A 24,673-nucleotide genomic window follows, 5' to 3' on the forward strand; every position below is an offset into this window, starting at 1 on the left:
TACAACGCCGCGATGAGAGTTTCAGTTTACAGGGACAGATACCCCACGTCGTTCGTGGTGCCCCGTCGCAGCGGGCACCAGATCGATAGCCGTCTGTTCCTGCCGTTCGATAAACTGCTGAACAAGCTCGACGGCATCGCCTGGATGGCCCCGTTCCACAATGCCGACCTGGTTCACGCTTTCAACCGCGTGCCCATTGGCGAGCGTAAATATGTCATCTCGTTTGAGAGCCACCTGCCCCGTCGTTTCGGAATTGCGCGGGACAATAGTTATACCGACTGGCTGACACGCGAGATATCCAGCCGCCATTGCCGCCGCATAATCGCCCTCTCGCATTATGCACGCAACCAGTTCATCGACCAGACGAAAGACGCGTGCACTGCGGAAGCGCTGAAGGCCAAGCTGCTGGTGCGCCACCCGAACGTCCTCATGGGACCGGATGTCGACCCGCTCGCCGCAGAGCTGGCCGAGGGCCGTATGGACGAACTCGTCATCACCTTCGTCGGCTCACACTTTGCGCGCAAAGGCGGCTGCGTGGCTGTTCGCCTTGCGCAGAAGGCGCTTGAAGAGAACCTGCCCGTACGCATCCAGATCGTGTCATCCCTCACGGTTGGCGCCTCGGTATGGACAGACCCGACGTCCGAAGCCTTCTTCAAGCCCTACCTGGACCTGCTCGACCTGCCCAATGTCACGCGATTTGACGGCCTGCCGAATAGCGCCGTCAGGCAGTTGCTCGGCCGCTCTCACTTCAGCTTCCTGCCCACCTTCTCGGATACATTCGGGTACTCGATCATCGAAGCCATGGCGGAACACACCCCCTCCATTGCCACGCCCGTGCAGGCGATCCCGGAATTCGTGATGGACGGCCTGAATGGCCTGATGCTGCCCCTTGATGTCGATGAACTCGGCCACTGGGTACAGCCAGAGGGCGTCAAACACGGTGACGCAGCCTACGAGGCTTTCTTTGCCGAAGAGATCGAAAGGCTGGCCGATCACGCGCTGGCTGCCATCCGGCCCTATATCGGTGCCCCTGAAAAGCTGCTGCCCATGCGCCGGGCAGCCCGCCTGACGGCCGAGAAGATGTTCTCCCCCGCCGTTTCCGGGGCCTTTTACGACCCGTTCTACGAGCGCGTTGCGGCCGAAAAACCGTCCAGCGATCCGCAAAACACCCCGCTGGATGTGTCATCGCCGACGATTTCGGATATCGAAGACCAACTGGCCTGACGCCGACGCGGGCAAACCTGCGGAACACCTGCGTCGCTCATGCCTTTGTAGATCAAGGCTGAGGGAACCGGCGCAATGCCCATGATGACAAGACGACTGATCCACTTGCTGGCCGGCCTGTGCCTTCTGGCCATTGTTCCTGTACTGCCAACCCACGCGCAGGCACCCACCGAGCAGCCCCCGGCGCAAGTCGTTCAGACGGCCAGTGATGCCCCGGACGACAAGGCCATCGAGAGCCGAATCATTGCCATCTTCTCGGAGATCGACTCGCTCAAACGGGTGGAGGTCGATGTCAGCGAAGGCGTCGTCACGCTCTCAGGCGGGGTCTCCAATTCAGCGGCCGCCACGCGCGCCATCGACATTGCCGGGCGCCTCGTGGGCGTTGTCACGGTCGAGGACAAGATGGACCGCACGCTGGACATTGAAGGGAACGTCTCGCCCCTCGTTGATACGTTCCATGCCCGTCTCAAGAGCTATTACCGCGCCCTCCCGCTCCTCGGCCTCGGCCTCGCGCTCTTCCTCATCGTCAGCCTGCTGGGCCACCTGCTCGCCAGCTGGATGTGGCTGTGGCGCCGGCTCCTGCGCAACGTCTTCCTGGCCGAACTCGTGTCACAGGCCGTGCGCGTCATCGCCATCGGTATCGCGCTGGTACTGGCGCTCAGCCTTGTCGGCGCCACCGCGCTGATGGGTACGCTGCTCGGCGGCATAGGTGTGCTCGGTATCGCTGTGGGCTTTGCGGTGCGCGACAGCCTCGAGAACTATATCTCGTCCATCATGCTCAGCCTGCGCCAGCCTTTCCGCGCCAATGAGCACGTCGTGATCGGCGATCAGGAGGGCAAGGTGGTCCGCCTCACATCCCGCGCTACGGTGCTGATGACGCTCGACGGCAACCATTTGCGCATTCCGAACGCCGTGGTCTTCAAGGCCGTCATCCTGAACTATAGCCGCAACCCGGAACGGCGCTTCGAGTTCGATCTCGGCGTCGATGCCGAAGACGATCCGGTCGCCGCCATGAACCTTGGCCTCGGCACGCTGGACACGCTGCCCTTCGTGCTGAAACAGCCGGACGCGAGCGCCTTCATTCAGACGGTTGGCGATTCCAATATCGTGCTGCGCTTCCAGGGCTGGGTGAATCAGAACGAGACCGATTTCAACAAGGCCCGCGGCCTTGCCATCAGCGCCACAAAGGATGCCCTCGAAACCGGCGGCTTCACCCTGCCCGAACCCATCTATCGTCTCCGCTTCGACGGCCCGGTCGATGCCGGCAAGATCGTGCAGGACATGGGCGGCACGCCGACCGAGCGCCGCAAGCCGGAACGCCCCGCCGTGCCCGCCGGCTCGGAAGCCCTCAGCGTCACGCCCGACGATCACATCGAGAAAAAGGTCGACGAAGAACGCGCCGAAACCAAGGAGACAGACCTCCTCGATTCCGACCGTCCTGTCGAATAGGCGTTATGTTCTCATCTTCGCTGAGCAGCCCTTGTATAAAACCCGAATGCGCTCGCTAAATCGCAAGCAATAATTATTTCCTTGCACAAACATAATTCGAGAAATCGCTTTTATTTAGATATAATTGACTTTTTCTACCTTTTGGGTATTTTTTTGCGACCCTAAGTGATCTGTGTGGAGGGACAACAGATGGCTATCGATTTAAATCGTTCGCTTGCATGGACGTCGGCCAATGCGGCAGAAAATGCCATGCTGGATGACCTTCAGGCAAATATATTAAAGGGTCACGGACGGCTTCACACTGCAAACGCATTCTTCAAATTTGATAATGCAGATGATGGTCGCGCTTTCCTCGGCGGTCTCGCGTCGTCAGTGACGAGCGCCTCCAAACAGCTGCAAGAGACCGTCGCATTCAGACAAAAGGGGACTCCCGGTGACCCCGTCTTGCTCGTATTTCTGACACATGCAGGATACAGCGCACTTGGCATTCCAACAAACCAGACGCCGACTGACGAAGCCTTTGTTGATGGCATGGCCGCCCGTCAAGAGGCGCTGAATGATCCAGACAAATCAAGCTGGGACAAGCACCTCAGCGCCAACATTCACGCTATGATACTTCTCGCCGATACGCATGGCGAGAATGTTCAGGCTGCACTTAAATTACTATTGAAAACTAAGTCCAAGGGGGTCGTTCATCTGGGCACCGACATCGGACTAGGCATGAAGTCTCTGCTAAGCGAGGGTGAAGGAATAGAGCATTTTGGCTATGTAGACGGACGTAGTCAGCCTCTTATCCTTCGCGAGGACGTCGAGCGGGAGCGGGACGCGCGAGATGGAATTTCTGTGTGGAATCCTGAGTTCCCTCTCAAGACCGCTCTTGTAAACGATCCGGGAGGAAAATCCGAATTCAGCTTCGGCAGCTATTTCGTCTATCGCAAGCTGGAGCAAAATGTGCGAGCTTTTAAGAAAGCGGAGAAGAATCTCGCAAAGGCACTCAATCTTCGTCCCAAGCAGGCAGAACTGGCTGGGGCCATGATCGTCGGCAGGTTCGAGGACGGAACGCCGGTCGTTCTGCAGAAGGAAGACGGGATCAACGCCCCCGTGATGAATAATTTCGATTATAAGGATGACGAATTCGGTTCTAAATGTCCTTTCCATTCACACATCCGAAAAACCAACCCGCGGGGAGATTCTGGTATCCTCGGTGCGCCTCTGGAAGATGAACGAAGCCACATAATGGCACGTCGTGGGATAACTTACGGGAAGCGCCTAACACACCCGAATTCGAAATCTCTCACCATCGACGAGATGCCAACAAAGGGCGTTGGCCTTCTCTTCATGGCGTATCAAAATAACATACAGAACCAATTCGAATTCACGCAGCGCTTTTGGGCCAACAATCAGAATTTCGTTCATGACGACACAGGCATTGATCCCGTGATAGGGCAAGGTCCATCAGGCGGGCAGGCTTGTCCCGTAGAATGGGGCGGTGGGGAAAAAACCAAAAAAATGAAATTCGATTTCCGCAACTTTGTCAGCATGAAAGGCGGCGAGTATTTTTTTGCGCCATCCCTCTCCATGCTAAAATCCCTGAGTCCGAGGCCAATCGTCTAGACCCTTCTCAAGAAACGATCCCTATTTTTGCGGCCCCTAGCGTCCGAACTTCTTGAACTTCAGGCGTTTCGGATTGACCGCGTCTTCGCCAAGGCGGCGCTTCTTGTCTTCGAGGTAGGACGAGAAATCGCCCTCGAACCATTCGACATGGCTGTTGCCCTCGAAGGCGAGGATGTGCGTGGCCATACGGTCAAGGAACCAGCGATCGTGCGAGATGATAACGGCGCAGCCGGGGAAATTGTCGAGGCCTTCTTCGAGGGCCTGCAGCGTTTCCACGTCGAGGTCGTTGGTCGGTTCATCGAGGAGGAGCAGGTTGTGGCTGCCCTTGAGCATCTTCGCGAGGTGGACGCGGTTGCGCTCACCGCCTGAGAGCAGGCCGACCTTCTTCTGCTGGTCGGTGCCCTTGAAGTTGAAGGCGCCGACATAGGCGCGCGACATGACCTGCACGCCGCCAAGGTCGATCATGTCCGTACCGCCCGAGATTTCCTCCCAGACGTTCTTGTTCGGATCGAGCTTGTCGCGGCTCTGGTCGACATAGCCGATCTTCACAGTCTCGCCGACGCGCAGGCTGCCCGAATCCGGCTTTTCCTGATCGAGGATCATCTTGAACAGCGTCGATTTACCGGCGCCGTTCGGGCCGATCACGCCGACAATGCCACCCGGTGGCAGTTTGAAGTCCAGGTCTTCGATCAGAACGTTTTCGCCAAAGGCCTTGTTCAGGCCTTCCGCTTCCAGCACGACGCCGCCAAGGCGCGGGCCGGGCGGGATGCGGATCTGCGCGGTCATCACCTGCTCGCGCTCGGCCTTGGAGGCCATTTCCTCATAGGCATTGATACGGGCCTTGGATTTCGCCTGACGCGCTTTCTGGCCGGAGCGGACCCATTCGAGTTCCTTGGCCAGCGTGCGCTTGCGGCCGGTGTCTTCGCGCGCTTCCTGTTCCATCCGCTTGGCCTTCTGTTCGACCCAGCCGGAATAGTTGCCCTGAAAGGGCACGCCGCGGCCGCGGTCGAGTTCGAGGATCCAGCTCGTGATATCGTCGAGGAAGTAACGGTCGTGGGTCACGAGGATGACGCAGCCGGGGAAGTTGATCAGATAGTTCTGCAGCCAGGCAACCGTCTCGGCGTCGAGGTGGTTGGTCGGTTCATCCATCAGGATCATGTCGGGCTTGGACAGCAGCAGCTGGCAGATCGCCACGCGGCGCGCTTCACCGCCGGAGAGGGCCGACACGTCGGCATCGTTCTCGGGGCAGCCGAGCGCCGTCAGCGCCATGTCGATCTTGGAATCGATGTCCCATGCATCGGCCGCGTCGATCTGCTCCTGCAGCTTGGTCATCTCTTCCATCAGCTCGTCGGAATAGTCTTCGCCGAGCTTTTCGGAGATGGCGTTGAACTGTTCCAGCATCTGCTTTTCAGGGCATTTGGAAGCCACGTTCTCGAACACTGTCAGCGTCGGGTCGAGCTTCGGCTCCTGTGGCAGGTAGCCAACCTTGATGCCGTCAGCGGCCCAGGCCTCGCCCTGATAGTCCTTGTCCTCGCCGGCCATGATGCGCAGCAGGGTCGACTTACCCGAACCGTTGACGCCGACGACACCGATCTTGGCGTCAGGCAGGAAGTTCAGGTGGATGTTCTCGAACACCTTCTTGCCGCCAGGATAGGCCTTCGTGAGGCCTTGCATGTGAAAAACAATCTGGGGACCGGCCATGGCGCGTATTCCTGTTCGAACGGGAGGGAGAATGCGCTCTACTCGCGCGCGCGCAGCGGAAAATCAAGCCGTCAATGGCAATGCTAGTCCTGAAAACCCCAGCTGATCAGGCCTTCCTGCTCCAGCATTTCCAGCCATGTGCGGTCATGACTCGGGAAGAGGGTCACCTCCGGATTGGCTTCCCAGAGGTCGTGCAGGGCGCGGATCTGGTCCTTGACGGCCGCGCGGTCCTCGTTCGGGTCGATCACGGCGTACTGGGTGAAGACCGGCCGCATGACCAGCTCGTCGAGCGAGGTCATGGTCCAGACGATATCGCCGATCATCAGGTATTCATGGCCATTCTCCAGCGTGATGAAGAACAACTGACTGCCCGCCGTATGCCCGGGTACGGGGATCGCAACAACGCCCGGCGCAACCAGCTGGACCGATCCATCAAGGCGCGGGGCAAGATCGCGCAAGGCCGGCGCCAGCTCGCCAATCGCGAACAGCGGCAGGGCGGCAATCTGGGGCGCATTGAGCACAAGGCGCGGCGCCAGCGCGTCCGGCTGGGGGTGGCGCGCGATGGCCATGACGTGATCGAGATGCTCGTGCGTGATGAGCACCTGGTCGGCGCGCAGCATGGCCGCCGTCAGCTGCTCATAGGCGGCGTCATCGAACGACCAGTCGTCCGGTGCGGCCACCATGCCCTCGGAGGTGAGGCGATCCAGCGCCCCGCCAATGACGATTGTCTTGTCCGGATAGACCAGCTGCACGGAATTATAGCTCGTCTCCCATTTGCCGCCCCACGCTCCGGCGCGCGCCGCCACCATGGGCGCAGAATCCCGGCCGACTTCCAGTATGCGCACCTCTGTCGGCAGCGTACCGCCGCCTTCGCGCACCATGCTGCGCCATTGGTCTATGTCCATCAGCCCCGCCGCTGCCTTGGGCGCGTGGCTGAAGCCAACGAACAGCCACCAGCCAGCCGCAGCCGCCACGACGACAAGCGCTCCGGCGATACCCAGAATCCATTTCAGCATATTATGTCCTCCCCTTTGGGGGAGACCTAACAGCATTCTGAACGGAATGAAATTTGTTTATCGTTCAGACCGGTTTACCCCGCGCTTGATTTCACGCTCAAATGCCGCCCAATGGCATCGGGAGTCCCGCCATGAGTGAACCGGTGAAACAGGCAAAAGGTGCCGATGACGACATGAGCCGCGCTTCCGGCTGGGACGCGCTGCTGGACGACCTTTTCGGCCTGAATGTCCGTGCGCTGGGCTCGATGTGGGCGGTCCTGGCCACGCCGCGCAAAGTGTTCGCGGCGGCGCGCGATGCGGACTGGCTGGGCAAGTACACGCCCTCGATCCGGCTGGTGTTCACCCTGATCGCCGCCATGGTCTTCCTGCGCTTCCTCTGGGGCGGCGAAGACAGCGCGCTGCACCAGATGACCAAGGCAGGGCTCACCGATTCCGATGTGCTTGGCTATGGCGACATGGACCAGTTCACGCAGGACTATCTCGGCCTGTGGCTGGTCATGTTCCCGTTCAGCTATTTTTTCGTGCACGGCCTGCTGGCCCTTGTGGTGCGGATATGGGGCAAGGGCACACGGGCGCCCCTTCGGCTGCGCCTCTACTTCGCGGCCCTGCTGCCGGGCCTTTTGCTCGGTGTCCTGTCGACGCTCGCCATCCCCTTGCTGGATGCAGCCCTGTTCGAACAGACGCTCATGCCGGCGCTTGCACTGACAGGCGTGATCTATGCGCTGACTGTGTTCCGGGGGCTGCCTGCGGCCGTGAGCAAGATGGGTCGGGCGTCGCGCGGCCTCCTGTTCGCGTGTGTTGCGCTTTGCGGCGACCTGTTCATCGCCTTGTCGACCTTCGTGATCGGCTATGCCTGGCTCTATGAGCGCGGCCCGGTCTAGCGGGCGGCGCAGGCCTTGGCGGCGGCGTGTTCCTCGTCGGACATGACGCTTTCCAGCCGCTCAAGCTCTACGACTGCCCCGGCATTGCCGAGCCTCTCAGCTTCCCGGAACCAGTGCCATGCGGCGATGAAGTCGGACTCGCCCCAATGGCCGCCGGCATGGGCGATGCCGAGATTGAAGGCGCAGCGGCTGTCGCCCAAGCGGGCCCCGCGTGTCCACCATTCGCGGGCAGAATTGAATTCCTGATCGCCGCCCGTTCCGGTCATCATCATTGCGCCGAGATGGGTGATCGCGTCGACCTCGCCATCCTCAGCCGCCAGCAGGAACAGGGTGCGCGCGCGGGGCAAATCCTTCTCGCCGCCAAGGCCGCGCACCAGCATGAAACCCAGGTTGAAGCGCGCCGTGGGCAGGCCGGTTTCGGCCGCCTGATGGTAATAGGCCCGGGCCGCAGCGAGGTCCTTGTGGACCCCCCGGCCATGATGGAGCATTGTTCCGAAATTGTTGGCTGCCGCCGCGTGGCCGGCATTCGCCGCCTTGCGCATCGCCTCGGCCGCCTTCACCAGCGACTCGCCTCCCTCACTGCCCGCGAGCAGTGCCTGAGCGTGTTCGTAGATGGCGTTCCCCTCATCCATAGGTGTACTTTAATTCACGTCTTCAACCTGACCAGACACGAAACACAGTTTCGCCACAAATTATCAATCTGTGCGCGATTTCCGGTCGGCGGGATGACACAAGCCCGATGATCGCTAGTGTGCGCTACAGAACACGCGGAGAGCACCATTGCCTGAATCCCCTGAAGTCCTGACGATTGAACGCCTCTATGGCTCCCCCTCCCTGTCAGGACCGGCTCCGAGGGGCGTTCAATTCTCGCCGGACGGCCAGCGCGTGACCTTCCTGAAAGGCCGCCCCGACGAGCAGGACCGCTACGACCTCTGGCAGTTTGACGTAAAAACGGGCCAGCAGAGCCGCCTGATCGATTCGCAGCTTCTTCAACCTGTCGAAGCAGAACTCTCGGAAATGGAGAAAGCCACGCGGGAGCGAAAGCGCATCGCGGGCGCAAAAGGCATTGTCGACTACAGTTGGGGCACGGCGGACACGCTGCTCGTGCCAATGGGCGGCGACCTGTTCCTGGTGACGCTTGGCGACGGCGCGCCTGAGGTTCGCCAGCTGACGGATAGCGATGCTTTCGAGACCGACGCGAAGGTCTCGCCGGGCGGCCGCTATGCCAGCTTCGTGCGCGACGGGGCGCTTTACGCGATCGACCTGCCGAGCGGCGAGGAGACCCGCCTCTCCCCCGCCGCCGAGCCGGACAAAGCGATTTCGTATGGCGTCGCCGAATTCGTGGCACAGGAAGAGATGCATCGTTTCACCGGCTACTGGTGGAGCCCGGACGACCGCTATGTCGCCTATACGCGCGTGGATGAGTCCCCGGTCGATATCATCCCCCGGTTCGACATCGAGGCGGACAAGGTGAGCGTCATCGAGCAGCGCTACCCGCGCGCCGGTCGGCCAAATGCCGTGGTGGACCTGTTCGTTCGGGACATGGCGACGGGCGAGACAGTTGAAATCAACTGGCGGAGAAATGATTGGGGACCTGCGACGGACCAGTATCTCGCGCGGGTGAACTGGGCGCAGGATACGCTCTTCGTACAACGTGTGAACCGCGATCAGACGGATCTCGATCTTGTACAATTCATGGTCTTCCAGCATCCGTCAAAAGGCGTGCGCCTCTACGAAGCCTCACATCGAACGCTCGACCGGCAGCCGAATTGGATCAATCTCTCAACAGACTTCAAGAGCCTCGGCGATTGGGGCATCGCGCTCAGCGACGAAACGAATGGTTATCGTCAGATTTGCCTGCTTCCCGCTTCAGGCAGCGCGCCGCCCCGTCACATCGGTGGCGACTGGGCGGTCGACGAGTTGAAGATGGCCAGCGCCAAGCGCATGGATATCCACTTCACGGGCTTCAAGGACTCTCCCCTCGAACGCCACTTGTACCATGCCGGAATTCCGGCTCTCGGCGGTGCCAATGCCCAGTTAATTTCACGCGATGCCGATCTCGCGCCCTCGCGCATTACCGAACCCGGCAAGACATGGGCGATCACGATGGCGCCAGACGGCAAGTCCTTTGTTGGTGCAAGCTCGTCGCCCGGCCAGCCGCCGCAGGTCGGGCTCTACAGGGCCGACGGGTCGCTGATTGCGTGGATCGAGGAAAACAGGCTGGACGAGAGCCATCCCTATGCGCCCTTCCTTCCAGACCACTCCTTGCCGGAATTCGGCACGCTGAAGGCCGAGGACGGGCAGGACCTCCATTACTCCATCCTGAAGCCGCCGGGTTTCGACCCCGCCAAAAAGTATCCCGTCATTGTCGAGGTCTATGGCGGGCCGCATGTGCAGACCGTGGTGAATGAATGGGCCCGCGTGTCGGACCAGTTCTATGCCCGCGAGGGCTACATCCTCTTCCGGCTGGACAATCGCGGCAGCGCCAACCGGGGCAAGCAGTTCGAGGACGTCATCTATCGCCGCACGGGCGGGCCGGAAGTGCGCGACCAGCTGGCCGGCGTCGACTGGCTGAAAGCCCAGCCCTTCGTGGACGCGAGCCGCATCGCCATCCAGGGCTGGTCATACGGTGGCTACATGACGCTGATGACGGTGCTGCAGGCCCCCGAGGGCACGTTCGCCGCTGCCGCCGCCGGCGCGCCCGTCACCGACTGGCGGCTCTATGACACGTTCTATACCGAGCGCTACATGGACACGCCGGAGGACAATCCGGACGGCTACGAAGCCTCCAGCGTCTTCCCCTATGTCGACAATCTGACGACGCCCCTGCTGCTGATGCACGGCATGGCCGACGACAATGTCACCTTCGACAACACGACCCGGCTGATGGCCGCGCTGCAGGAGAAGGGCAAGCCTTTCGAGCTGATGACCTATCCCGGCCAGCGCCACGGCATTCGCGGCGAGAAACTCCAGGTACACCTGATGAAGACCCGCATAGCGTTTCTGGAGCGGCATTTGAAAGACAAATCCACATGATCAAACCCTGGAAGACCCTTGAGAGCCACCAGACCTTCAAGGACAAGTTCCTCTCCCTCCGCACCGACAAGTGCGAGCGCGAGGATGGCCATGTCGTGCCGACCTATCATGTTCTGGAATTCACCGAATGGGTAACTATGATACCCGTCACGGATGAAGGCAATGTGGTGCTGATCCGCGAGTATCGCCATGCGGGCGGTGTCGTACTGCTGGGTGTGCCGGGCGGCGTGATGGATCCGGGCGAAACCGACAAGGAAGCAGCGGGGCGGCGCGAGCTGCAGGAGGAGACGGGCTATACGGCGCGCGAGATGATCCCGGTTGGCAGCTGCTACCCGAACCCGGCCATCCAGAACAACCAGATCCACTATTTCCTCGCCACCGGCTGCACGAAGACCCACGATCAATCGCTCGACCCGAACGAGGAGATCGAAGTGCTGGAAATGCCGTATGAGGAATTTCTTGCCTACGAAAACCTCGACGCCCAGCACGGCCTTCACGCGGCGGCATTGTTTTACACCGAGCGCTATTTCGGCAAGCATCCAGATAAACGCCCTTAGACGCGCCAGAAGAGGAAACCCCATGCCAGCCTTCCAGCCCACTGCCGACCAGTTCCGCGCCTTCCGTGACGACCCGTATGACGGGCCCGTCGCGCAGGTGAACCTGCTCAAGTTCCGCGTGAAGGCGGAGTACGCCCCGGACGACCCGGAGCATGGCGAGGCGATCAGCGGCGAAGCGGCCTATATGCGCTATTCCGAGGCCTTTACGGAAGCCGCGAAAGAAGTCGGCGGCTCGACCCTGCTGCTGGCCTCGACCGAACGCTACTTCATCGGACAGGGCGACTGGGACGGCGTGCTGGTGAACCACTTCCCGACGCGGCAGGCCTTCATCGCGACGCTGAACCACAAGGATTACAAATCCATGTCGCGCCACCGCGAGGCGGGTCTGCTCTGCCAGGAACTGATCGTGACGCGGCCGAGCTGGGTGAGTGGAGACAAGGTATGAGCGGGTACGAGGTCTATGGCGCGCTCGGCTCGCCCTATTCGATGAAGGTGCGCGCGGCGATGCGGGCGAAGCGCCTGCCGCATACATGGACCGGCATGACGGGCGAGGAGCGCGGACAGATCATGCCGAACGTGAAGGCGCCGGTCATCCCGGTCATCAAGCGCCCCGATGGGACGTGGACGAATGATTCCACGCCCTTCCTCCTGTCAATCGAAGACGAGGGGCGCCCCCTGCTGCCGCCGGACCCCGCGCAGCGCTTTGCCTGCCTCCTGCTGGAGGACATGGCGGACGAATGGTTCATGAAGGCCATGTTCCATTATCGCTGGTTCTATGAGGAAGATGCCGAATGGTGCGCTAACTGGCTGATCTTCGACACGCTGCCCAATGCCGGTCGCAAGGACGTGGAGGACACCGCTGCGGGCATTCGTGCGCGGCAGATTTCGCGCATGGCCCTTGTCGGCTGCACGCCGGAGACCGCACCGCTGATCGAGGCGAGCTGGAAGCGGGCGAACCGGGCGCTGGAGGCCATGGCGCTGGGGCCGACGCGCTTCCTGTTCGGCGATGCGGTGTCGCTGGCGGACCTCGGCTTCTACGGGCAGCTGAAAGTCATGTCCTATGATCCGACGCCGATGGCCTGGCTGCGCGCCCAGACGCCTTACCTCTATCGCTGGCTGGACCATGCCGATGATGCGGGCGGCATTGAAGGCGGCTGGGCGGAGGGGCTCAGCGACCCGGTCAATGACCTGCTGACGATTTGCGGCGATACCTACCTGCCCTTCCTGCAGGCCAATGTAGAGGCACTGGCGGCCGGGGCGGAAACGTTCAGCCTGACAGTCGAAGGCGGGCGCTATGAACAGGGCGTGTTCAAGTATCAGGCAAAATGCCTTGAGGCGCTGAAGCGCGAATGGGCCGCACTGGACAGCGCTGCCAAGGCAGCCCTTTCTGCCGCCATTGGCAAAGGAGCCTCCCTGCTTGACTGACACCCCATCGCCGATCAGCCGGCTGCTGCATTACCGCACCGAACGCCTCGCAAAGGGCGAGGCGGTGGCGCTGCCGATCCATGCCTCATCCACGTTCCACCTGCCCGGCGACCCGGACGGCAGCCATTTCTATGGCCGCAATGGCAACCCGACCGTGGAGACGGTGGAGGCCGAAATCGGTATTCTGGAGGCGGCAGACGTGGTCTGCTTCCCGTCCGGCATGGCGGCGATTGCCTCGGTTTTCTATTCGGTTCTGCGGCCCGGCGACACGGTGCTCGTGCCGTCCGATGGCTATTACAATGTCCGCAACCTGCTCAGCGCCCAGTTCGAACCCATGGGCGTGACGATGCGCACCTGTCCGACGGCGGAGATGGCCGAGGCGGATTTCAAGGACTGCAAGCTGGTCCTGATCGAGTCGCCGTCCAATCCGGGCCTCGCCGTATGCGACATTGCCAAAACCGCCGGGCGCGCGAAAGAGGCGGGCGCGCTGGTGATGGTCGACAATACGACCGCGTCGCCGCTGATCCAGCAGCCGCTCGATCTTGGCGCCGATTTCAGCGTCATGTCGGACACCAAGGCCATGGCGGGTCATTCGGACGTTCTGTGCGGCCATGTGGCGACGCGCGACGCGAAACTGTTCGAGGGCGTGAAGACATGGCGGCGGCTGGCGGGGGCGATTGTCAGCCCTTTTGACGCGTTCCTGCTGCATCGTGGGCTCGCGACCGTGGAGGTGCGCCTCGCCCGGATGAACGCCAATGCGCTGGCCGTGGCGGAAGCCGTTCAGGGCCACAAGGCGGTGCAGGCCGTTCATTACCCCGGATTGGGGAATGACCCGTTTCACCAGGTGGCACTGAAGCAAATGAACGGTTTCGGGCCGATTGTGAGTTTTGTACTCGCCGATAAGGCGAATGCGGAGCGCTTCATCGCAGACTGCCACCTGCTCTCCCCCGCCACCAGTTTCGGCGGCGTCCATTCGAGTGCGGAGCGCCGGGCCCGGTGGGGCGACGAGGTGCCGGAGGGCTTCATACGGTTTGCCGCCGGCATTGAGCCGACCCCAGATCTTGTGGCCGCCGTGACACAGGCCCTCGATACACTGTCCTGAGACGGACCGGTTGTCGTGACACGGCTCTAAATCTGGTATAGTTCTTGCGAATTGCAGGTGGGAACCACGCAATGAAACGTCTTAGTATAGTACTTTTTTTTGTTCTGGTCGCCGGAGTGGCCTGGGGCTGGTTCAAATTGAACCAGCCGGCCGCGCCGTTGGAGCGGACAGAACCGCTGCGCATTGCGCAGGGCGTGATCATCGGCGGCGTGGACCACGACAACCCGGACATCCAGGTCTACAACGGCCTGCCCTATGCCACCGCGCAGCGCTGGAGCGCGCCGGACATACCGCCGCAATGGGGCGCCATTCCCCGGGATTCCCGCACTTTTGGCCCCGAATGCCTGCAGGGCCGTGACAGCCTCGCCGGCTTTGTCGACAACATCCTGAAAGGCAATGGCCTGCCCTGGTGGAAACGGTTCGTGGCCGAGAAATACCTCGCCGCCCAGCCCGCCCCGCAGGAATCCGAAAGCTGTCTCTTCCTGAATGTCCGCACCGGCAACATGGGCGGCGCAGAGCCCGCGCCCGTTATGGTGTGGATCCATGGCGGCGCACACAAGGCCGGCTCCGGCTCGTCCAGCTTCTACCAGGCGAACGGCCTTGTCGAAAAAGGCGTCGTTCTGGTCACGATCAATTATCGCCTCGGCGCCCTTGGCTATCTCGCGCATCCGGCGCTGACGGAAGTCGACGGAACGTCCGGCAATTACGGCCTGCTGGACCAGATGGCCGCGCTCAAATGGGTGCGCCAGAACATTGCGAGCTTTGGCGGCGACCCGAATAACGTCACCGTGTTCGGCGAGAGCGCCGGCGCAGGATCGGTCAGCGAACTCATGGCCTCGCCCATGTCGGCCGGCCTGTTCGACAAGGTGATCCTCGAAAGCGGATCGAGCAGCGGCAATGCCATCCACCTGTCGAAATCCCCGCTCGCCAGCGTGCGCAGCGCCGAGGACGTCGGCACCGAATTCCTCTCGACCCTCGCACCGCCCGCCGCGACAGCGGCTGACCTGCGCGCCATCCCGGCCGCCGCGATCATCTCGCGGGCCAAGGTGCGCAGCGACCTCGGCGACTATTTCCTGCCGGTCGTTGACGGCAAGGTGCTGCCTGAAATGATCGGCAAGGCCATCCGTGACGGCAATGTGCCCCACCTGCCAATGCTGGCCGGATACAATGCCGATGAAGGCACGCTGTTCTACGACGATATCCGCTCGCCGACCCTGATGGCGGGACCGATGGTCGGCACGCTGGAGGAACGCGAAGAGGCGCTGGCCGATGTGTTCGGCGCCAACCCGGCCAAGGCGCTGCAGTCGCTCTATGGCATGGAAAGCCTTGAGACCTGGGACCGCGGCGCGGTCGACATGCTGGGCGACGACGTGTTCGGCGTCCACATGCGCTTCCTCGGCAAGCATAATGCCGATACCGGTCAGCCGACCTGGATGTACATTTTCTCGCGCGTGCCGCCCTCCAAACACCAGACGCTCGGCGCCTATCATGCGGCCGAAGTGCCGTTCGTGTTCGGCAAGCCCTTCCCGCTGCTGCCGGTCACGCACAGCGACGAGAAACTGGCCGAGACGATGATGACCTATTGGACCAATTTCGCGAAGACGGGCAATCCGAACAGCGATGGCGTGCCGGTATGGCCGCCCTACACGTCCGAAACGGACACGTGGATGGAGCTGCACTATCCGCTGGAGCCGCACCGCGAATTGCGCGCCCGCAAGCTCGATATCCTTGAAGAGAAGCTCAACGAGCGGATCGACATGGTGACCGAAGTGCTCGCCCCGCGCGACATGGCCCTGAACGTGGACCCGCTGGCCGCCGTGTCAGGCGACGAGGAGGCTGTTGCAGATAGCAACTAGGCCCGCCTGATCCACCTCGTCGAACGCGTCGAGCGACGTTGAATCCACATCCAGAACCGCCGCGAGTTTTCCGTCACCATCGAAGACCGGCACGACGATCTCGGAATTCGAGGCGGAATCGCAGGCAATGTGGCCCGGGAAGGCGTGCACATCCGGCACGATGATCGGCTCGCCGGTGGCCGCGACATGGCCGCAGACGCCCCTGCCAAAGGGAATGCGCAGGCAGCCCAGCGTGCCCTGATAGGGCCCGACGACGAGTTCGCGGTCCTTCAGCGGGTCAACAACGTAGAATCCGGTCCAGAAGAAGCGCGGCGCCATGGCCTGCGCCAGGATGCAGGCCGCCGTGGCATAGCGGGCCGTTACAGAGGTTTCACCGGCGACGACGCTGTCGATTTCCGCCTTAAGATCGCGATAGTGTTCAGCCTTGTCCATATTCCGCCTCATCCTTGCCGTGGAGCGGCTATATCGGATGGCCAGGCCAATAGGGCAATAGGTCGTTGAAGCAGCGGGCAACCTCTGGAATAGTCTGTCACACGCACAGGCAACAGGGTGCCTGAGGCAGGAGGGTCGATACGTGAGCATTCCGGTCCGGATGGCAGCCTTGCTCGCGCTTTGCGCCGCGCTGGCAACGCCTGTAGGGCTGGCCCAGAACACGCTGCCGGACATGACCGCCGCCCCGGAGACGGGCGGCCTGCACGATGATGGCGCCGACACCTATGATGACGACACCTATGTCTATGATGAAGACGATGATTACGGTCCGCAGACCGATCTCGAGGCGCTGGACCGGGCCCATGCGGCCTACCTGAAGAAAACGGACCTGCAGCTGAAGCGGCCGGAATATGATGCGCCGCCCGAGGACTTCAAGCCACCCAAGCCACCGCCGCGCTGGTTGCAGGCGATCTTTGAATTTCTCGGGAGCCTCGGGCCGCTCCTGCAGGTCGTCTTCTTTATTGCCGTGGGCCTGGTGGTGGCGGGCGTGCTCTATTTCCTGTTTGGCGAGGCACTCCGCGTGCGCTTTGGCCGTGACGGCAAGGGAAAGGTGGACAATCCCGATGACGTGCTGCCGGACCTGCGCCCCGATGCGCAGGAGGCACTGACCCTGCTGGAAGAGGCCGATGCGCTGGCCAGGGCGGGCAAGTTTGCCGAGGCCGTGCACCTGCTCCTCTTCCGCTCGATCAATGATATCCAGCAGCGCCTCGAAGGCGGCGTGCCGCGCTCGCTGACGGCGCGGGAGATCGGCAGCCTGCGACATCTGCCGGAGCGGGCGAAGCGCGGGCTCGGCCCGATCATCCAGATCGTGGAGCACAGCTTCTTCGGCGGACGCGAGGTCGACGCGGCGGGCTGGAAGACGGCGCGCGAATCCTATGAGCATTTTGCCTTCGGTGAGGGCTGGGCATGAGCGAGACGAATACAGGCTCTCCCTTCGCGGCGCGGACCGTGGCGATCATGCTGACCATCGCGATTGTCTCGTTCGGCGCCGTGATGGTGCTGGCCGGCTGGTCACCGGAGCTGCGCGACCGCAACCATGCCGGCGACCATCCCTTCTCGACCTCTGCCATCGGCTATAATGGCATCGTCCAGCTGCTGGAGGATCAGGGCTATCCGGTCGAGATCTCGCGGCTGGAACACCGGCTGACCGACCGGGACTGGGGCGTGATGGTGGTGACGCTGCCGGCCTGGGGCGCCGGCGACATTGAAAAGACAGACCTGCAACCCACCACACTGATCGTGCTGCCCAAATGGGTCGGCACGGTCGACCCGTTCAACGCCAAGCGCCAGCGCGACACCCGGTTCACCGATGCGAGCACCGTGAACGACCTGCTGGGCAAGCTGAACGTGACCGGCGAGATCGGCCGTATCGACGTGCCGCGCCTGACCGAGACACCGTTTGGCGACATGAAGCTGAAGCCCGATGTGAAGATGCAGGTGATCAAGTCGGACACGCTGATCGAGCTGGCCGGAACCGAGGACGGCATCCTGCTGGGCAAGATGCCTGACCGGGACATCTATATCCTCGCCGACCCCGACATGCTGAACACGTTCGGCCTGGCGGACCGGGAGAATGCGCGCTTCGCGGTGCAGCTGATGGACTGGGTGCGCTATGACGCGGCCGAGCCGATCATCTTTGACGCGACGCTGCACGGCTTCGTCCGCTCTGAAAACCTGATGCAGATGATGTTCGACATTCCCTATGTCGGCGCGACACTGGCGGCGCTGGCTGCGGCCTTCCTGCTCGGCTGGGCTGCGCTGGTGCGCTTCGGGCCGACGGTGCGCGATGGCCGCGTGATCGCGCTGGGCAAGCAGGCGCTGGTGGACAATTCGGCCGGCCTGTTCACGATGTCGCGGCGGGAGACGCGGATGGCGCCGGGCTATCTCGCCATGATGCGGCGGCGGGTGGCGCGCGAGATCGCGGCGCCAAAGACAATGACCGAGGCACAGCTGTCGGACCTGTTCGACCGGCTGGGCCCCGAGGAACAATCCGGCAAGCGGTTCTCGCAGATGGAGGCGGGCCTCAGAGGCCCCTCCGCGAACCGCGAGGAGCTCATGACAAAAGCCCGCGAACTCTATCGCTGGCGACGCGACATTCTCAGGAGAGGCACACATGAACGTAAGTGACATCAAGGACCTGGCGGCGAAGATACGCGGCGAGGTGCGCAAGGCCGTGGTCGGCCAGGACACGACGGTCGACATATTGCTGACGGCGCTGTTCTCGTCCGGGCATGTGCTGCTGGAAGGGCCGCCGGGAACGGCAAAGACGCTGCTGGCGCAATGCTTTGCCAAGGCGATCTCGCTGGACTTCGGGCGCATCCAGTTCACCCCCGACCTGATGCCGGGGGATGTTCTGGGCACGAACCTATTCAACTTCCAGACAAACGAGTTCAGCCTGACCAAGGGGCCGATCTTCACCGACCTCCTGCTCGCCGACGAGATCAACCGGACGCCGCCGAAGACGCAGGCCGCGCTGCTGGAAGCGATGCAGGAACGCAAGGTGACGATTGACGGCGACACCTATCCGCTGAACCCGCGCTTCACCGTGATCGCGACGCAGAACCCGATCGAGCAGCAGGGCACCTATCCCCTGCCCGAGGCGCAGCTGGACCGTTTCCTGTTCAAGCATACGCTGGACTATCCGAGCCGCGAGGAAGAGTTCGCCATCGTTGCCCAGCACGGCATGCGGACCGGGATGAACACGCCCGCTTCGTTCGGCATCGAGTCGGCAATCAGTGCGGCGGATCTGGACACGGCGGTGGATACGGTCGCGGGCATCAAGCTGAAGGATGACATCATCACCTATATCGTCGACCTGATCCGGGCGACGCGGGAGACCCCGGCGCTGGAGACCGGCGCGAGCCCGCGAGCAGCGGCGGCGCTGGCCACGGCGGCGCGGGCGCGGGCGGCAATTGACGGGCGCGACTTCGTGATCCCGGATGACGTGAAGATGCTGGCCCTGCCGGCGCTGCGCCACCGCATTCTTCTCTCGCCCGGTGCCGAGATCGAAGGCAAGACGACCGACGAGACACTGGCAGGCATTATCGATCAGACGGCGGCGCCAAGGTGATTTCGCCAACCCCCCGCGCAATTTTCCTGATGCTGCTCGGCGTGCCGCTGATGCTGGCCGTGGCGCTGATGGCGCCTGCGCTGTGGATCCTCTCCGCAGGCTGGATTGTCGGTGTGGGTGCGCTGATCCTGCTGGACGCGATGATTGGCGCGTCGCTCAGGGCCTATGAGGCCGAACTTGACGTGCCGCCGCTGCTCTATGTCGGCGGGAGCGATCCGCTGCCGCTGGTGCTGCGTTTCAGGGAAGGACCGCTGCCGCGCCGGGTGCAGGTGCAGCTGGAGATGAATGCGCTTCTGGAAGATATCCCCGCCAAGGGCCTGCGCGGCTGGGAGGGCAATGAGCGGCCCTATGAATTTGAGCTGACGCCGAAGCGGCGGGGCATGGCGAAACTGGTGCGCCTGTGGAGCCGGTGGCAGGGGCCGCTGGGCCTCATTCAGAAGCGGCACATATTGGAGCTGGACCGGGACATTCCGGTGACGCCGAACATTCGCTGGGTGAAGGACGAGGCGATCCGCCTGTTCTCGCGCGACGCGGCCTTCGGCATCAAGACGCAGATCGAGCGGGGCGACGGGAGCGAGTTCGATGCGCTGCGCGAGTTTTCCAGCGGCATGGACCGGCGGGCCATCGACTGGAAACATTCGGCGCGGCACCGCAACCTGCTGGCCAAGGAATTCCGGACCGAGCGCAACCATAATATCGTGTTCGCCTTCGATACCGGGCGGCTGATGAGCGAACCGCTGGGCGGCGTGCCGAAGATCGACCGGGCGATCAATGCGGGGCTCTTGCTCTCCTATGTCTCGCTGCGCCAGGGCGACCGGACCATGTTCTATGGGTTCGATTCCCGGCCCGGCCTGACGACCGGATTCCTGAGCGGGCCGCGCGGTTTTCCCAAGGCGCAGGGCATGGCGGCGAGCCTCGACTATTCGACGCAGGAAACCAATTACACGCTGGCCCTTTCCACGCTGGCGAGCCGGCTGGAGCGGCGCAGCCTGGTCATCATCTTTTCCGATTTCGTCGACACGATCTCGGCAGAGCTGATGCTGGAGAACGTGAAACGGCTGACCGACCGGCATCTCGTGCTGTTCGCGACGTTCGAGGACGCGGCGCTTTCCGGCATGGTGGATGCGCCGCCGGAAGAGACACTGGATGTAACGCGCGCCGTGATTGCCGACGGGCTGCTGGCCGAGCGGGACGTCGTGTTCCGGCGCCTGCAGCGGATGGGCGTGCAGATCATCGAGACCACGCCGGAGGCCTTTGGCGGCGCGCTGATTTCGCGCTACCTGCAGATCAAGCAGAGGGACATGCTGTGAGAGGCGACACGCTGAAATCCTACCGCTTCCGTGAGGAGCGCGAGAGCGACTGGCGCAAGCTGGACCTGATCCTGACGCGGGCGGAGAATAGCGGCGTCAATGCGCTTTCCGATGACGAGATGACCGCCCTGCCCCGGCTCTACCGGCAGGCGGTGAGTTCGCTGTCGGTGGCGAAGTCAATCTCGCTGGACCAGAACGTGATCATCTATCTGGAGAGCCTGTGCACGCGGGCCTATTTCTTCGTCTACGGCGCGCGCACGACACTGGGCGAGCGGATCATGGACTTCCTGCGGCGCGGCTGGCCGGAGGCCGTGAGTGGCGCAGTGGGGACCACCTTGCTGGCCTTCCTGTTCTTCTTCGGCGGCATCGGACTCGCCTTTTTCCTCTGCATGCAGGACATGGACTGGTTCTGGACCTTCCATAATGAAAGCCTGTTCGACGGGCGCAATCCGGATGCGACGGTCGAGTATCTGCGCTCGACGATTTACACTGATCCGAATGATCATGGGCAGAGCGACCTGGCCGCGTTCTCGGGATTCCTGTTCAACAATAATGCGCAGATTTCGCTGTTCGCCTTTGCGCTCGGTTTTGCGTTCGGCCTGCCGACGGCGTGGCTGCTGCTTTACAATGGCGTGACCATCGGATCGCTCTATGCCGTGTTCTGGCAGAAGGGGCTCGGCTTTGAGTTCACCGGCTGGCTGATGATCCATGGCGTGACGGAACTGTTCGCGATCACGCTGGCGGGGGCGGCCGGTTTCGTGATCGGCGGGGCCGTGGCGTTTCCGGGGCGGATGACGCGGCTCGCTTCGGCGCGGGCGGCGGGACAGAAGGCGGCGACCATGGCGATGGGCTGCGTCATCATGCTGGTGATCGCGGCGCTGCTGGAAGGTTTCGGGCGGCAGCTGATCAATTCCGACGTGGCGCGCTACACGATTGCGGCGGTCTCCCTCTTCCTCTGGTGCGCCTATTTCTACCTGCCGCGTGCGGGGCGTGACACATGACGAATACCGCCGTTCCGCCGGGCCGCCCCGGCATCAGCATGGAGGCCGCCCAGCGCCGCCGGGCGCGCCTGGCCGAGCAGATGCGCGTGGGCAAGCTGACGCGCACACTGGTAACGCCGGAGGGCGCGGAGATCCGCCTGAAGCTGGCCACCGTGGCGGAGCGCGCCGGGGCCTTTGCCATCGACGTGGCGATCCAGTGGGCCATCGTGATCGGCGTGCTGCTGGGCATGATTTACACCCTGGGCGCGATGGGCATGGACCAGGCGAATTTCGCCTTTGCCTTCTGGATGGTGTTCTACTTCTTCGTGCGGAACTTCTATTACATCTTCTTCGAGATCGGCCGGAAGGCGGCGACGCCGGGCAAGCGGGCGCTTGGCCTGAGGGTGGCGACGCGCGATGGCGGGCGGCTGACGGCGGACGCCGTTCTGGCGCGCAATTTCATGCGCGAGGTGGAGCTGGGCCTGCCGCTGCAATTCGTGGCCATGGGGCTCGGCAGCGACCAGATCAGCGGCTGGATGGCGCTGTTCGGGCTGGCCTGGTCGGGCGTGTTCCTGTTCTTCCCGGTGTTCAACAGGGACAAGATGCGGGTCGGCGACCTGCTGGCCGGGACCTGGGTGATCAAGACGCCCAAGGCGCAGCTGATGAGCGACATCACGTCGGCGATCATGACGCCGGAACAGGGCGCGCGCTTTGCCTTCACGCCGGCGCAGGCGGATGCCTATGGCATTCACGAGCTGCATGTCCTCGAGGATGTGCTGCGGCAGTCCACGCCCGACATCAAACTGCAGGTGGCCGAGCGGATCCGGGGCAAGATCGGCTGGGCACGGACGGCTGGCGAGACCGACCTTGCTTTCCTGGAGGCCTATTATGCGGCCCTGCGCAAGCGGCTCGAACAGCGCATGTTGCTGGGCGAGCGAAAGACCGACAAGTTTGATACGGGGCGGTAGGGTTTAAGGGCCCTCACCTCCCATTGCTGCGCAATGGGCCCCTCCTCTCCCGCGAACGGGAGATGGGTTCAAGTGGCGCAGGACCTAACCCGGTGGGGCGGTGGCCTTGTAGTGGGCGGCGGCGTTGAGAAATTCGGCGTCGGCGCGCAGGTCAGGGTCGAGGCGCTGGCGGTTGAGGCCCGGAACATTGTCGAAATTGAAGGGCACGGGGCGCTTGGCGCCGGCAGCGCGGCGCCGGGCGAGCCAGCGGGCAAGACGTTTGGCGTGGGCGTCGGGGTAATTGATGACATCCTGCAGGGCCATGATGCGGGCCAGAAGCCTTGCACCAGACTGCGGCGCCCGCGGGGGGCGTTGCGGCCTGGGCGGAAGCGGCGGGCCGTCGAGGAAGCGGATGCGGGGGCCTTTGGGGTTCGGTGAAGCGGAATGCAGCCTTCCGGGACGCCGCCCCTGCCTGCGCAGGGGATACGGGAGATGGGTGAGTCGGAGCGTGAACCGCGTGGCCGGAGGGTCCGGCTTTCGCAGGAGGCACGGACACTTCAGGCGCAATCAGGTAGAGGAGACGCCGGGCCATGGCTTCGCCGGGTTTGAGGACCGCCAACACTTTCGCGGCAAGGCCGCGTGGCAGGACGTCGAGGGCTTCACCGAAGAAGGCGAGCGCCATGCCCACAATCGAGCCGAGGCGCAGCCAGCTCTCGGGCGCCACAATCTCCATGTCCTGATCATCGAGCGGAAACATGCAAGCATTGTAGGCATGATTTTGCAGGGGGCGGAGAGAGGCGCGGTTTTCCTACAGTTTGTCCGCCGCCCAGTCGCGGGTGAGGAAGCCGTCGATGACGTCGCAGACCAAGCCGAGTTCGATGAGGGCGGTGGTGAAGCGGGCCGGGTCGACAAGGGGTTTGAAGATGGAGCCGGCCTCGAACTGGTTGGGGGCTTCGAGCGCGATTGTCATGTGGCCGTCCTCGAACACGCCGCGCAGCTTTCCCCCGGAGAAGTGGCGCTCCAGCGCGAGGAGGCGTTCGAGACGGTCGGGCGTCAGCAGGAGCCGGGCTTCGACCTGGTCATTGGAATAGACGGTGAAGGCCTTGTCGAGTTCGGCGGAGATGAGGCGGACCTTGCTGAGGTCTTTCGAGGCCTTCCCGCGCTTCCACCAGCGCGACCGGGCGAGGAGTGTGCGGCCGAGGAAGCGCTGGGGATATTCGACGTGGAAGAGGAGGCCCTGAAAGACGGTGCCGCCATTGTCGCCGCTCGTTTCGAGGCGGCATTCGACCAAAGCGAAGTTGGCACCGGCGCGGGTGCCCTTGATCAGGTCTTCAAAGGCGCGGGAATCGTGGCCCGGCAGGAGGCTGGCGCTTTCGAGGATGTCGTAAGCGGGGGTCGGGCAATCCGGGCCGGTGGCATTGGAGCTGCCGAAACTGGCGCTGCCGAAGGGCGTGGTGATGCGCGTCTGGCCGCCGCGCTTGCGTTTCCTGCCCGTCCTGGCGCCAGGCGTGCCGTATGTCTTCTGGTAGGCGCGGCCGACGGCGACGAAGCTTTTCAGGTCGGTGACGCGGGAGACGTCCGGCGAGAGTGTTTCGTAGGTGAAGTCGAAGCATTGGCAGGCCGCGCCGAGGACGAGTTCCTTCGTGGTGGCCTTCATGTGGTAGACCTTGAGCCAGTCGAGCCCTGAGACGAGGACGACGGAAATGCCCGAACCGAAGAAGAGGACGATGGGCCAGCCGCCGAGCAGGAACGGGAATGGCACCGACAGGACCAGCAGCAGGAGCATGGGCAGCACCGCGGCGATGATCGTCTTGCGCCAGGCCTTTTTGACAGTGGTGCGCCGGTCTGCTTCGCGGGCCTGAAGGGCCGGCGCGAGAGTTTCGCCCCAGATGCGCGGGCCGGAGAAGAATTCGGGCCGTGTGAGCGCAATCGCTTCCAGTGCGGGCACTTTAACGGGCTGGCCCGAAGCGTCATATGCCAGTTTAACCATGCCCTGCCCCTCCAGATGCCTGA

General features: G+C 62.9%; 22 protein-coding genes. 16 read left to right on the forward strand and 6 right to left on the reverse strand.

Annotated elements, in window-relative coordinates; all coding sequences use genetic code 11:
• The first annotated feature begins 12 nt into the window (after positions 1–12).
• The 3 genes from HY30_RS14530 to HY30_RS14540 all read left to right on the forward strand — a co-directional run bounded on the left by HY30_RS14530 (position 13) and on the right by HY30_RS14540 (position 4,287).
• Complete coding sequence (locus tag HY30_RS14530) at positions 13–1,224, forward strand: glycosyltransferase family 4 protein (protein WP_081812264.1); 1,212 nt, start codon at positions 13–15, stop codon at positions 1,222–1,224.
• A gap of 81 nt (positions 1,225–1,305) precedes the next feature.
• The gene (locus HY30_RS14535) at positions 1,306–2,673 is read left to right on the forward strand and encodes a mechanosensitive ion channel domain-containing protein (RefSeq protein WP_081812285.1); all 1,368 of its coding nucleotides are present in this window, start codon (positions 1,306–1,308) and stop codon (positions 2,671–2,673) included.
• Positions 2,674–2,862: 189 nt separating this feature from the next.
• Positions 2,863–4,287, forward strand: coding sequence for a Dyp-type peroxidase (locus HY30_RS14540; protein WP_034742188.1), 1,425 nt, complete (start codon positions 2,863–2,865; stop codon positions 4,285–4,287).
• Between the two features lie 36 nt (positions 4,288–4,323).
• Here the strand turns inward: HY30_RS14540 and ettA are convergent, their stop codons facing one another.
• Both ettA and HY30_RS14550 read right to left on the reverse strand, forming a co-directional pair.
• Positions 4,324–5,988 (reverse strand): energy-dependent translational throttle protein EttA, encoded by a 1,665-nt coding sequence (gene ettA, locus HY30_RS14545; RefSeq protein ID WP_034742192.1) that lies wholly within the window; start codon positions 5,986–5,988, stop codon positions 4,324–4,326.
• Between the two features lie 83 nt (positions 5,989–6,071).
• Positions 6,072–7,004 (reverse strand): MBL fold metallo-hydrolase, encoded by a 933-nt coding sequence (locus tag HY30_RS14550; RefSeq protein WP_034742195.1) that lies wholly within the window; start codon positions 7,002–7,004, stop codon positions 6,072–6,074.
• Positions 7,005–7,135: 131 nt separating this feature from the next.
• Between HY30_RS14550 and HY30_RS14555 the strand changes: the two genes are divergently transcribed.
• Positions 7,136–7,885: a hypothetical protein gene (locus HY30_RS14555; RefSeq protein WP_034742197.1), complete on the forward strand. Its 750-nt coding sequence runs from the start codon at positions 7,136–7,138 to the stop codon at positions 7,883–7,885.
• Here HY30_RS14555 and HY30_RS14560 read toward each other — a convergent pair.
• Positions 7,882–8,517, reverse strand: coding sequence for a tetratricopeptide repeat protein (locus HY30_RS14560; protein WP_051615524.1), 636 nt, complete (start codon positions 8,515–8,517; stop codon positions 7,882–7,884). The two genes, HY30_RS14555 and HY30_RS14560, sit on opposite strands and share 4 nt — an antisense overlap.
• A 148-nt stretch (positions 8,518–8,665) precedes the next feature.
• Between HY30_RS14560 and HY30_RS14565 the strand changes: the two genes are divergently transcribed.
• From HY30_RS14565 to HY30_RS14590, 6 genes are all read left to right on the forward strand, one after another.
• The gene (locus HY30_RS14565; protein WP_034742200.1) at positions 8,666–10,921 is read left to right on the forward strand and encodes a S9 family peptidase; all 2,256 of its coding nucleotides are present in this window, start codon (positions 8,666–8,668) and stop codon (positions 10,919–10,921) included.
• Entirely contained in the window at positions 10,918–11,478 is a 561-nt protein-coding gene (locus HY30_RS14570; RefSeq protein ID WP_051615525.1) for an NUDIX hydrolase, read from the forward strand. Before HY30_RS14565 ends, HY30_RS14570 begins: the two co-directional genes overlap by 4 nt.
• Positions 11,479–11,500: 22 nt before the next feature.
• Positions 11,501–11,923 (forward strand): DUF1330 domain-containing protein, encoded by a 423-nt coding sequence (locus HY30_RS14575; protein ID WP_034742203.1) that lies wholly within the window; start codon positions 11,501–11,503, stop codon positions 11,921–11,923.
• Positions 11,920–12,903, forward strand: a complete 984-nt coding sequence (locus tag HY30_RS14580) for a glutathione S-transferase family protein (protein ID WP_034742206.1) — start codon at positions 11,920–11,922, stop codon at positions 12,901–12,903. Before HY30_RS14575 ends, HY30_RS14580 begins: the two co-directional genes overlap by 4 nt.
• Positions 12,896–14,005, forward strand: a complete 1,110-nt coding sequence (locus HY30_RS14585) for a cystathionine gamma-lyase (protein ID WP_034742209.1) — start codon at positions 12,896–12,898, stop codon at positions 14,003–14,005. Before HY30_RS14580 ends, HY30_RS14585 begins: the two co-directional genes overlap by 8 nt.
• 71 nt (positions 14,006–14,076) lie before the next feature.
• Positions 14,077–15,861, forward strand: coding sequence for a carboxylesterase/lipase family protein (locus tag HY30_RS14590; protein WP_051615526.1), 1,785 nt, complete (start codon positions 14,077–14,079; stop codon positions 15,859–15,861).
• Here HY30_RS14590 and HY30_RS14595 read toward each other — a convergent pair.
• Positions 15,826–16,293, reverse strand: a complete 468-nt coding sequence (locus tag HY30_RS14595; RefSeq protein WP_081812266.1) for a GAF domain-containing protein — start codon at positions 16,291–16,293, stop codon at positions 15,826–15,828. The two genes, HY30_RS14590 and HY30_RS14595, sit on opposite strands and share 36 nt — an antisense overlap.
• 142 nt (positions 16,294–16,435) lie before the next feature.
• Between HY30_RS14595 and HY30_RS14600 the strand changes: the two genes are divergently transcribed.
• Genes HY30_RS14600 through HY30_RS14625 form a run of 6 tightly spaced genes read left to right on the forward strand, consistent with a single transcriptional unit; the run spans position 16,436 to position 22,681 of the window.
• Entirely contained in the window at positions 16,436–17,263 is an 828-nt protein-coding gene (locus HY30_RS14600) for a hypothetical protein (RefSeq protein ID WP_155839352.1), read from the forward strand.
• Positions 17,260–18,480 (forward strand): hypothetical protein, encoded by a 1,221-nt coding sequence (locus tag HY30_RS14605; protein WP_034742214.1) that lies wholly within the window; start codon positions 17,260–17,262, stop codon positions 18,478–18,480. The genes HY30_RS14600 and HY30_RS14605 overlap by 4 nt, the downstream gene beginning before the upstream one ends.
• A complete protein-coding gene (locus tag HY30_RS14610; protein ID WP_034742217.1) occupies positions 18,467–19,423 on the forward strand; it encodes an AAA family ATPase in 957 nt (318 codons plus the stop codon). The genes HY30_RS14605 and HY30_RS14610 overlap by 14 nt, the downstream gene beginning before the upstream one ends.
• Positions 19,420–20,733 carry a DUF58 domain-containing protein gene (locus HY30_RS14615; protein ID WP_034742220.1) on the forward strand — a complete coding sequence of 438 codons (1,314 nt, stop codon included), beginning with the start codon at positions 19,420–19,422 and terminating at the stop codon, positions 20,731–20,733. Before HY30_RS14610 ends, HY30_RS14615 begins: the two co-directional genes overlap by 4 nt.
• Positions 20,730–21,734, forward strand: a complete 1,005-nt coding sequence (locus HY30_RS14620) for a stage II sporulation protein M (RefSeq protein WP_034742223.1) — start codon at positions 20,730–20,732, stop codon at positions 21,732–21,734. The genes HY30_RS14615 and HY30_RS14620 overlap by 4 nt, the downstream gene beginning before the upstream one ends.
• The gene (locus HY30_RS14625) at positions 21,731–22,681 is read left to right on the forward strand and encodes an RDD family protein (RefSeq protein WP_241765740.1); all 951 of its coding nucleotides are present in this window, start codon (positions 21,731–21,733) and stop codon (positions 22,679–22,681) included. Before HY30_RS14620 ends, HY30_RS14625 begins: the two co-directional genes overlap by 4 nt.
• An 84-nt stretch (positions 22,682–22,765) precedes the next feature.
• Here the strand turns inward: HY30_RS14625 and HY30_RS14630 are convergent, their stop codons facing one another.
• Positions 22,766–22,984 (reverse strand): hypothetical protein, encoded by a 219-nt coding sequence (locus tag HY30_RS14630; RefSeq protein ID WP_034742226.1) that lies wholly within the window; start codon positions 22,982–22,984, stop codon positions 22,766–22,768.
• A 484-nt stretch (positions 22,985–23,468) separates the two neighbouring features.
• On the reverse strand, positions 23,469–24,650 hold the full coding sequence (locus HY30_RS19425) for a DUF3137 domain-containing protein (RefSeq protein WP_051615528.1): 1,182 nt from the start codon (positions 24,648–24,650) through the stop codon (positions 23,469–23,471).
• Positions 24,651–24,673: the final 23 nt, after the last annotated feature.

The organism is Hyphomonas chukchiensis (assembly GCF_000682695.1).
Taxonomy (GTDB): domain Bacteria; phylum Pseudomonadota; class Alphaproteobacteria; order Caulobacterales; family Hyphomonadaceae; genus Hyphomonas; species Hyphomonas chukchiensis.

Bases quoted from the DNA above. Each gene is read 5' to 3' on its own strand.
- HY30_RS14530 (WP_081812264.1), top strand. From the start codon at position 13: ATGAGAGTTTCAGTTTACAGGGACAGATACCCCACGTCGTTCGTGGTG.
- HY30_RS14535 (WP_081812285.1), top strand. From the start codon at position 1,306: ATGATGACAAGACGACTGATCCACTTGCTGGCCGGCCTGTGCCTTCTG.
- HY30_RS14540 (WP_034742188.1), top strand. From the start codon at position 2,863: ATGGCTATCGATTTAAATCGTTCGCTTGCATGGACGTCGGCCAATGCG.
- ettA (WP_034742192.1), bottom strand. From the start codon at position 5,988: ATGGCCGGTCCCCAGATTGTTTTTCACATGCAAGGCCTCACGAAGGCC.
- HY30_RS14550 (WP_034742195.1), bottom strand. From the start codon at position 7,004: ATGCTGAAATGGATTCTGGGTATCGCCGGAGCGCTTGTCGTCGTGGCG.
- HY30_RS14555 (WP_034742197.1), top strand. From the start codon at position 7,136: ATGAGTGAACCGGTGAAACAGGCAAAAGGTGCCGATGACGACATGAGC.
- HY30_RS14560 (WP_051615524.1), bottom strand. From the start codon at position 8,517: ATGGATGAGGGGAACGCCATCTACGAACACGCTCAGGCACTGCTCGCG.
- HY30_RS14570 (WP_051615525.1), top strand. From the start codon at position 10,918: ATGATCAAACCCTGGAAGACCCTTGAGAGCCACCAGACCTTCAAGGAC.
- HY30_RS14575 (WP_034742203.1), top strand. From the start codon at position 11,501: ATGCCAGCCTTCCAGCCCACTGCCGACCAGTTCCGCGCCTTCCGTGAC.
- HY30_RS14580 (WP_034742206.1), top strand. From the start codon at position 11,920: ATGAGCGGGTACGAGGTCTATGGCGCGCTCGGCTCGCCCTATTCGATG.
- HY30_RS14590 (WP_051615526.1), top strand. From the start codon at position 14,077: ATGAAACGTCTTAGTATAGTACTTTTTTTTGTTCTGGTCGCCGGAGTG.
- HY30_RS14595 (WP_081812266.1), bottom strand. From the start codon at position 16,293: ATGGACAAGGCTGAACACTATCGCGATCTTAAGGCGGAAATCGACAGC.
- HY30_RS14605 (WP_034742214.1), top strand. From the start codon at position 17,260: ATGAGCGAGACGAATACAGGCTCTCCCTTCGCGGCGCGGACCGTGGCG.
- HY30_RS14610 (WP_034742217.1), top strand. From the start codon at position 18,467: ATGAACGTAAGTGACATCAAGGACCTGGCGGCGAAGATACGCGGCGAG.
- HY30_RS14625 (WP_241765740.1), top strand. From the start codon at position 21,731: ATGACGAATACCGCCGTTCCGCCGGGCCGCCCCGGCATCAGCATGGAG.
- HY30_RS14630 (WP_034742226.1), bottom strand. From the start codon at position 22,984: ATGGCCCTGCAGGATGTCATCAATTACCCCGACGCCCACGCCAAACGT.
- HY30_RS19425 (WP_051615528.1), bottom strand. From the start codon at position 24,650: ATGGTTAAACTGGCATATGACGCTTCGGGCCAGCCCGTTAAAGTGCCC.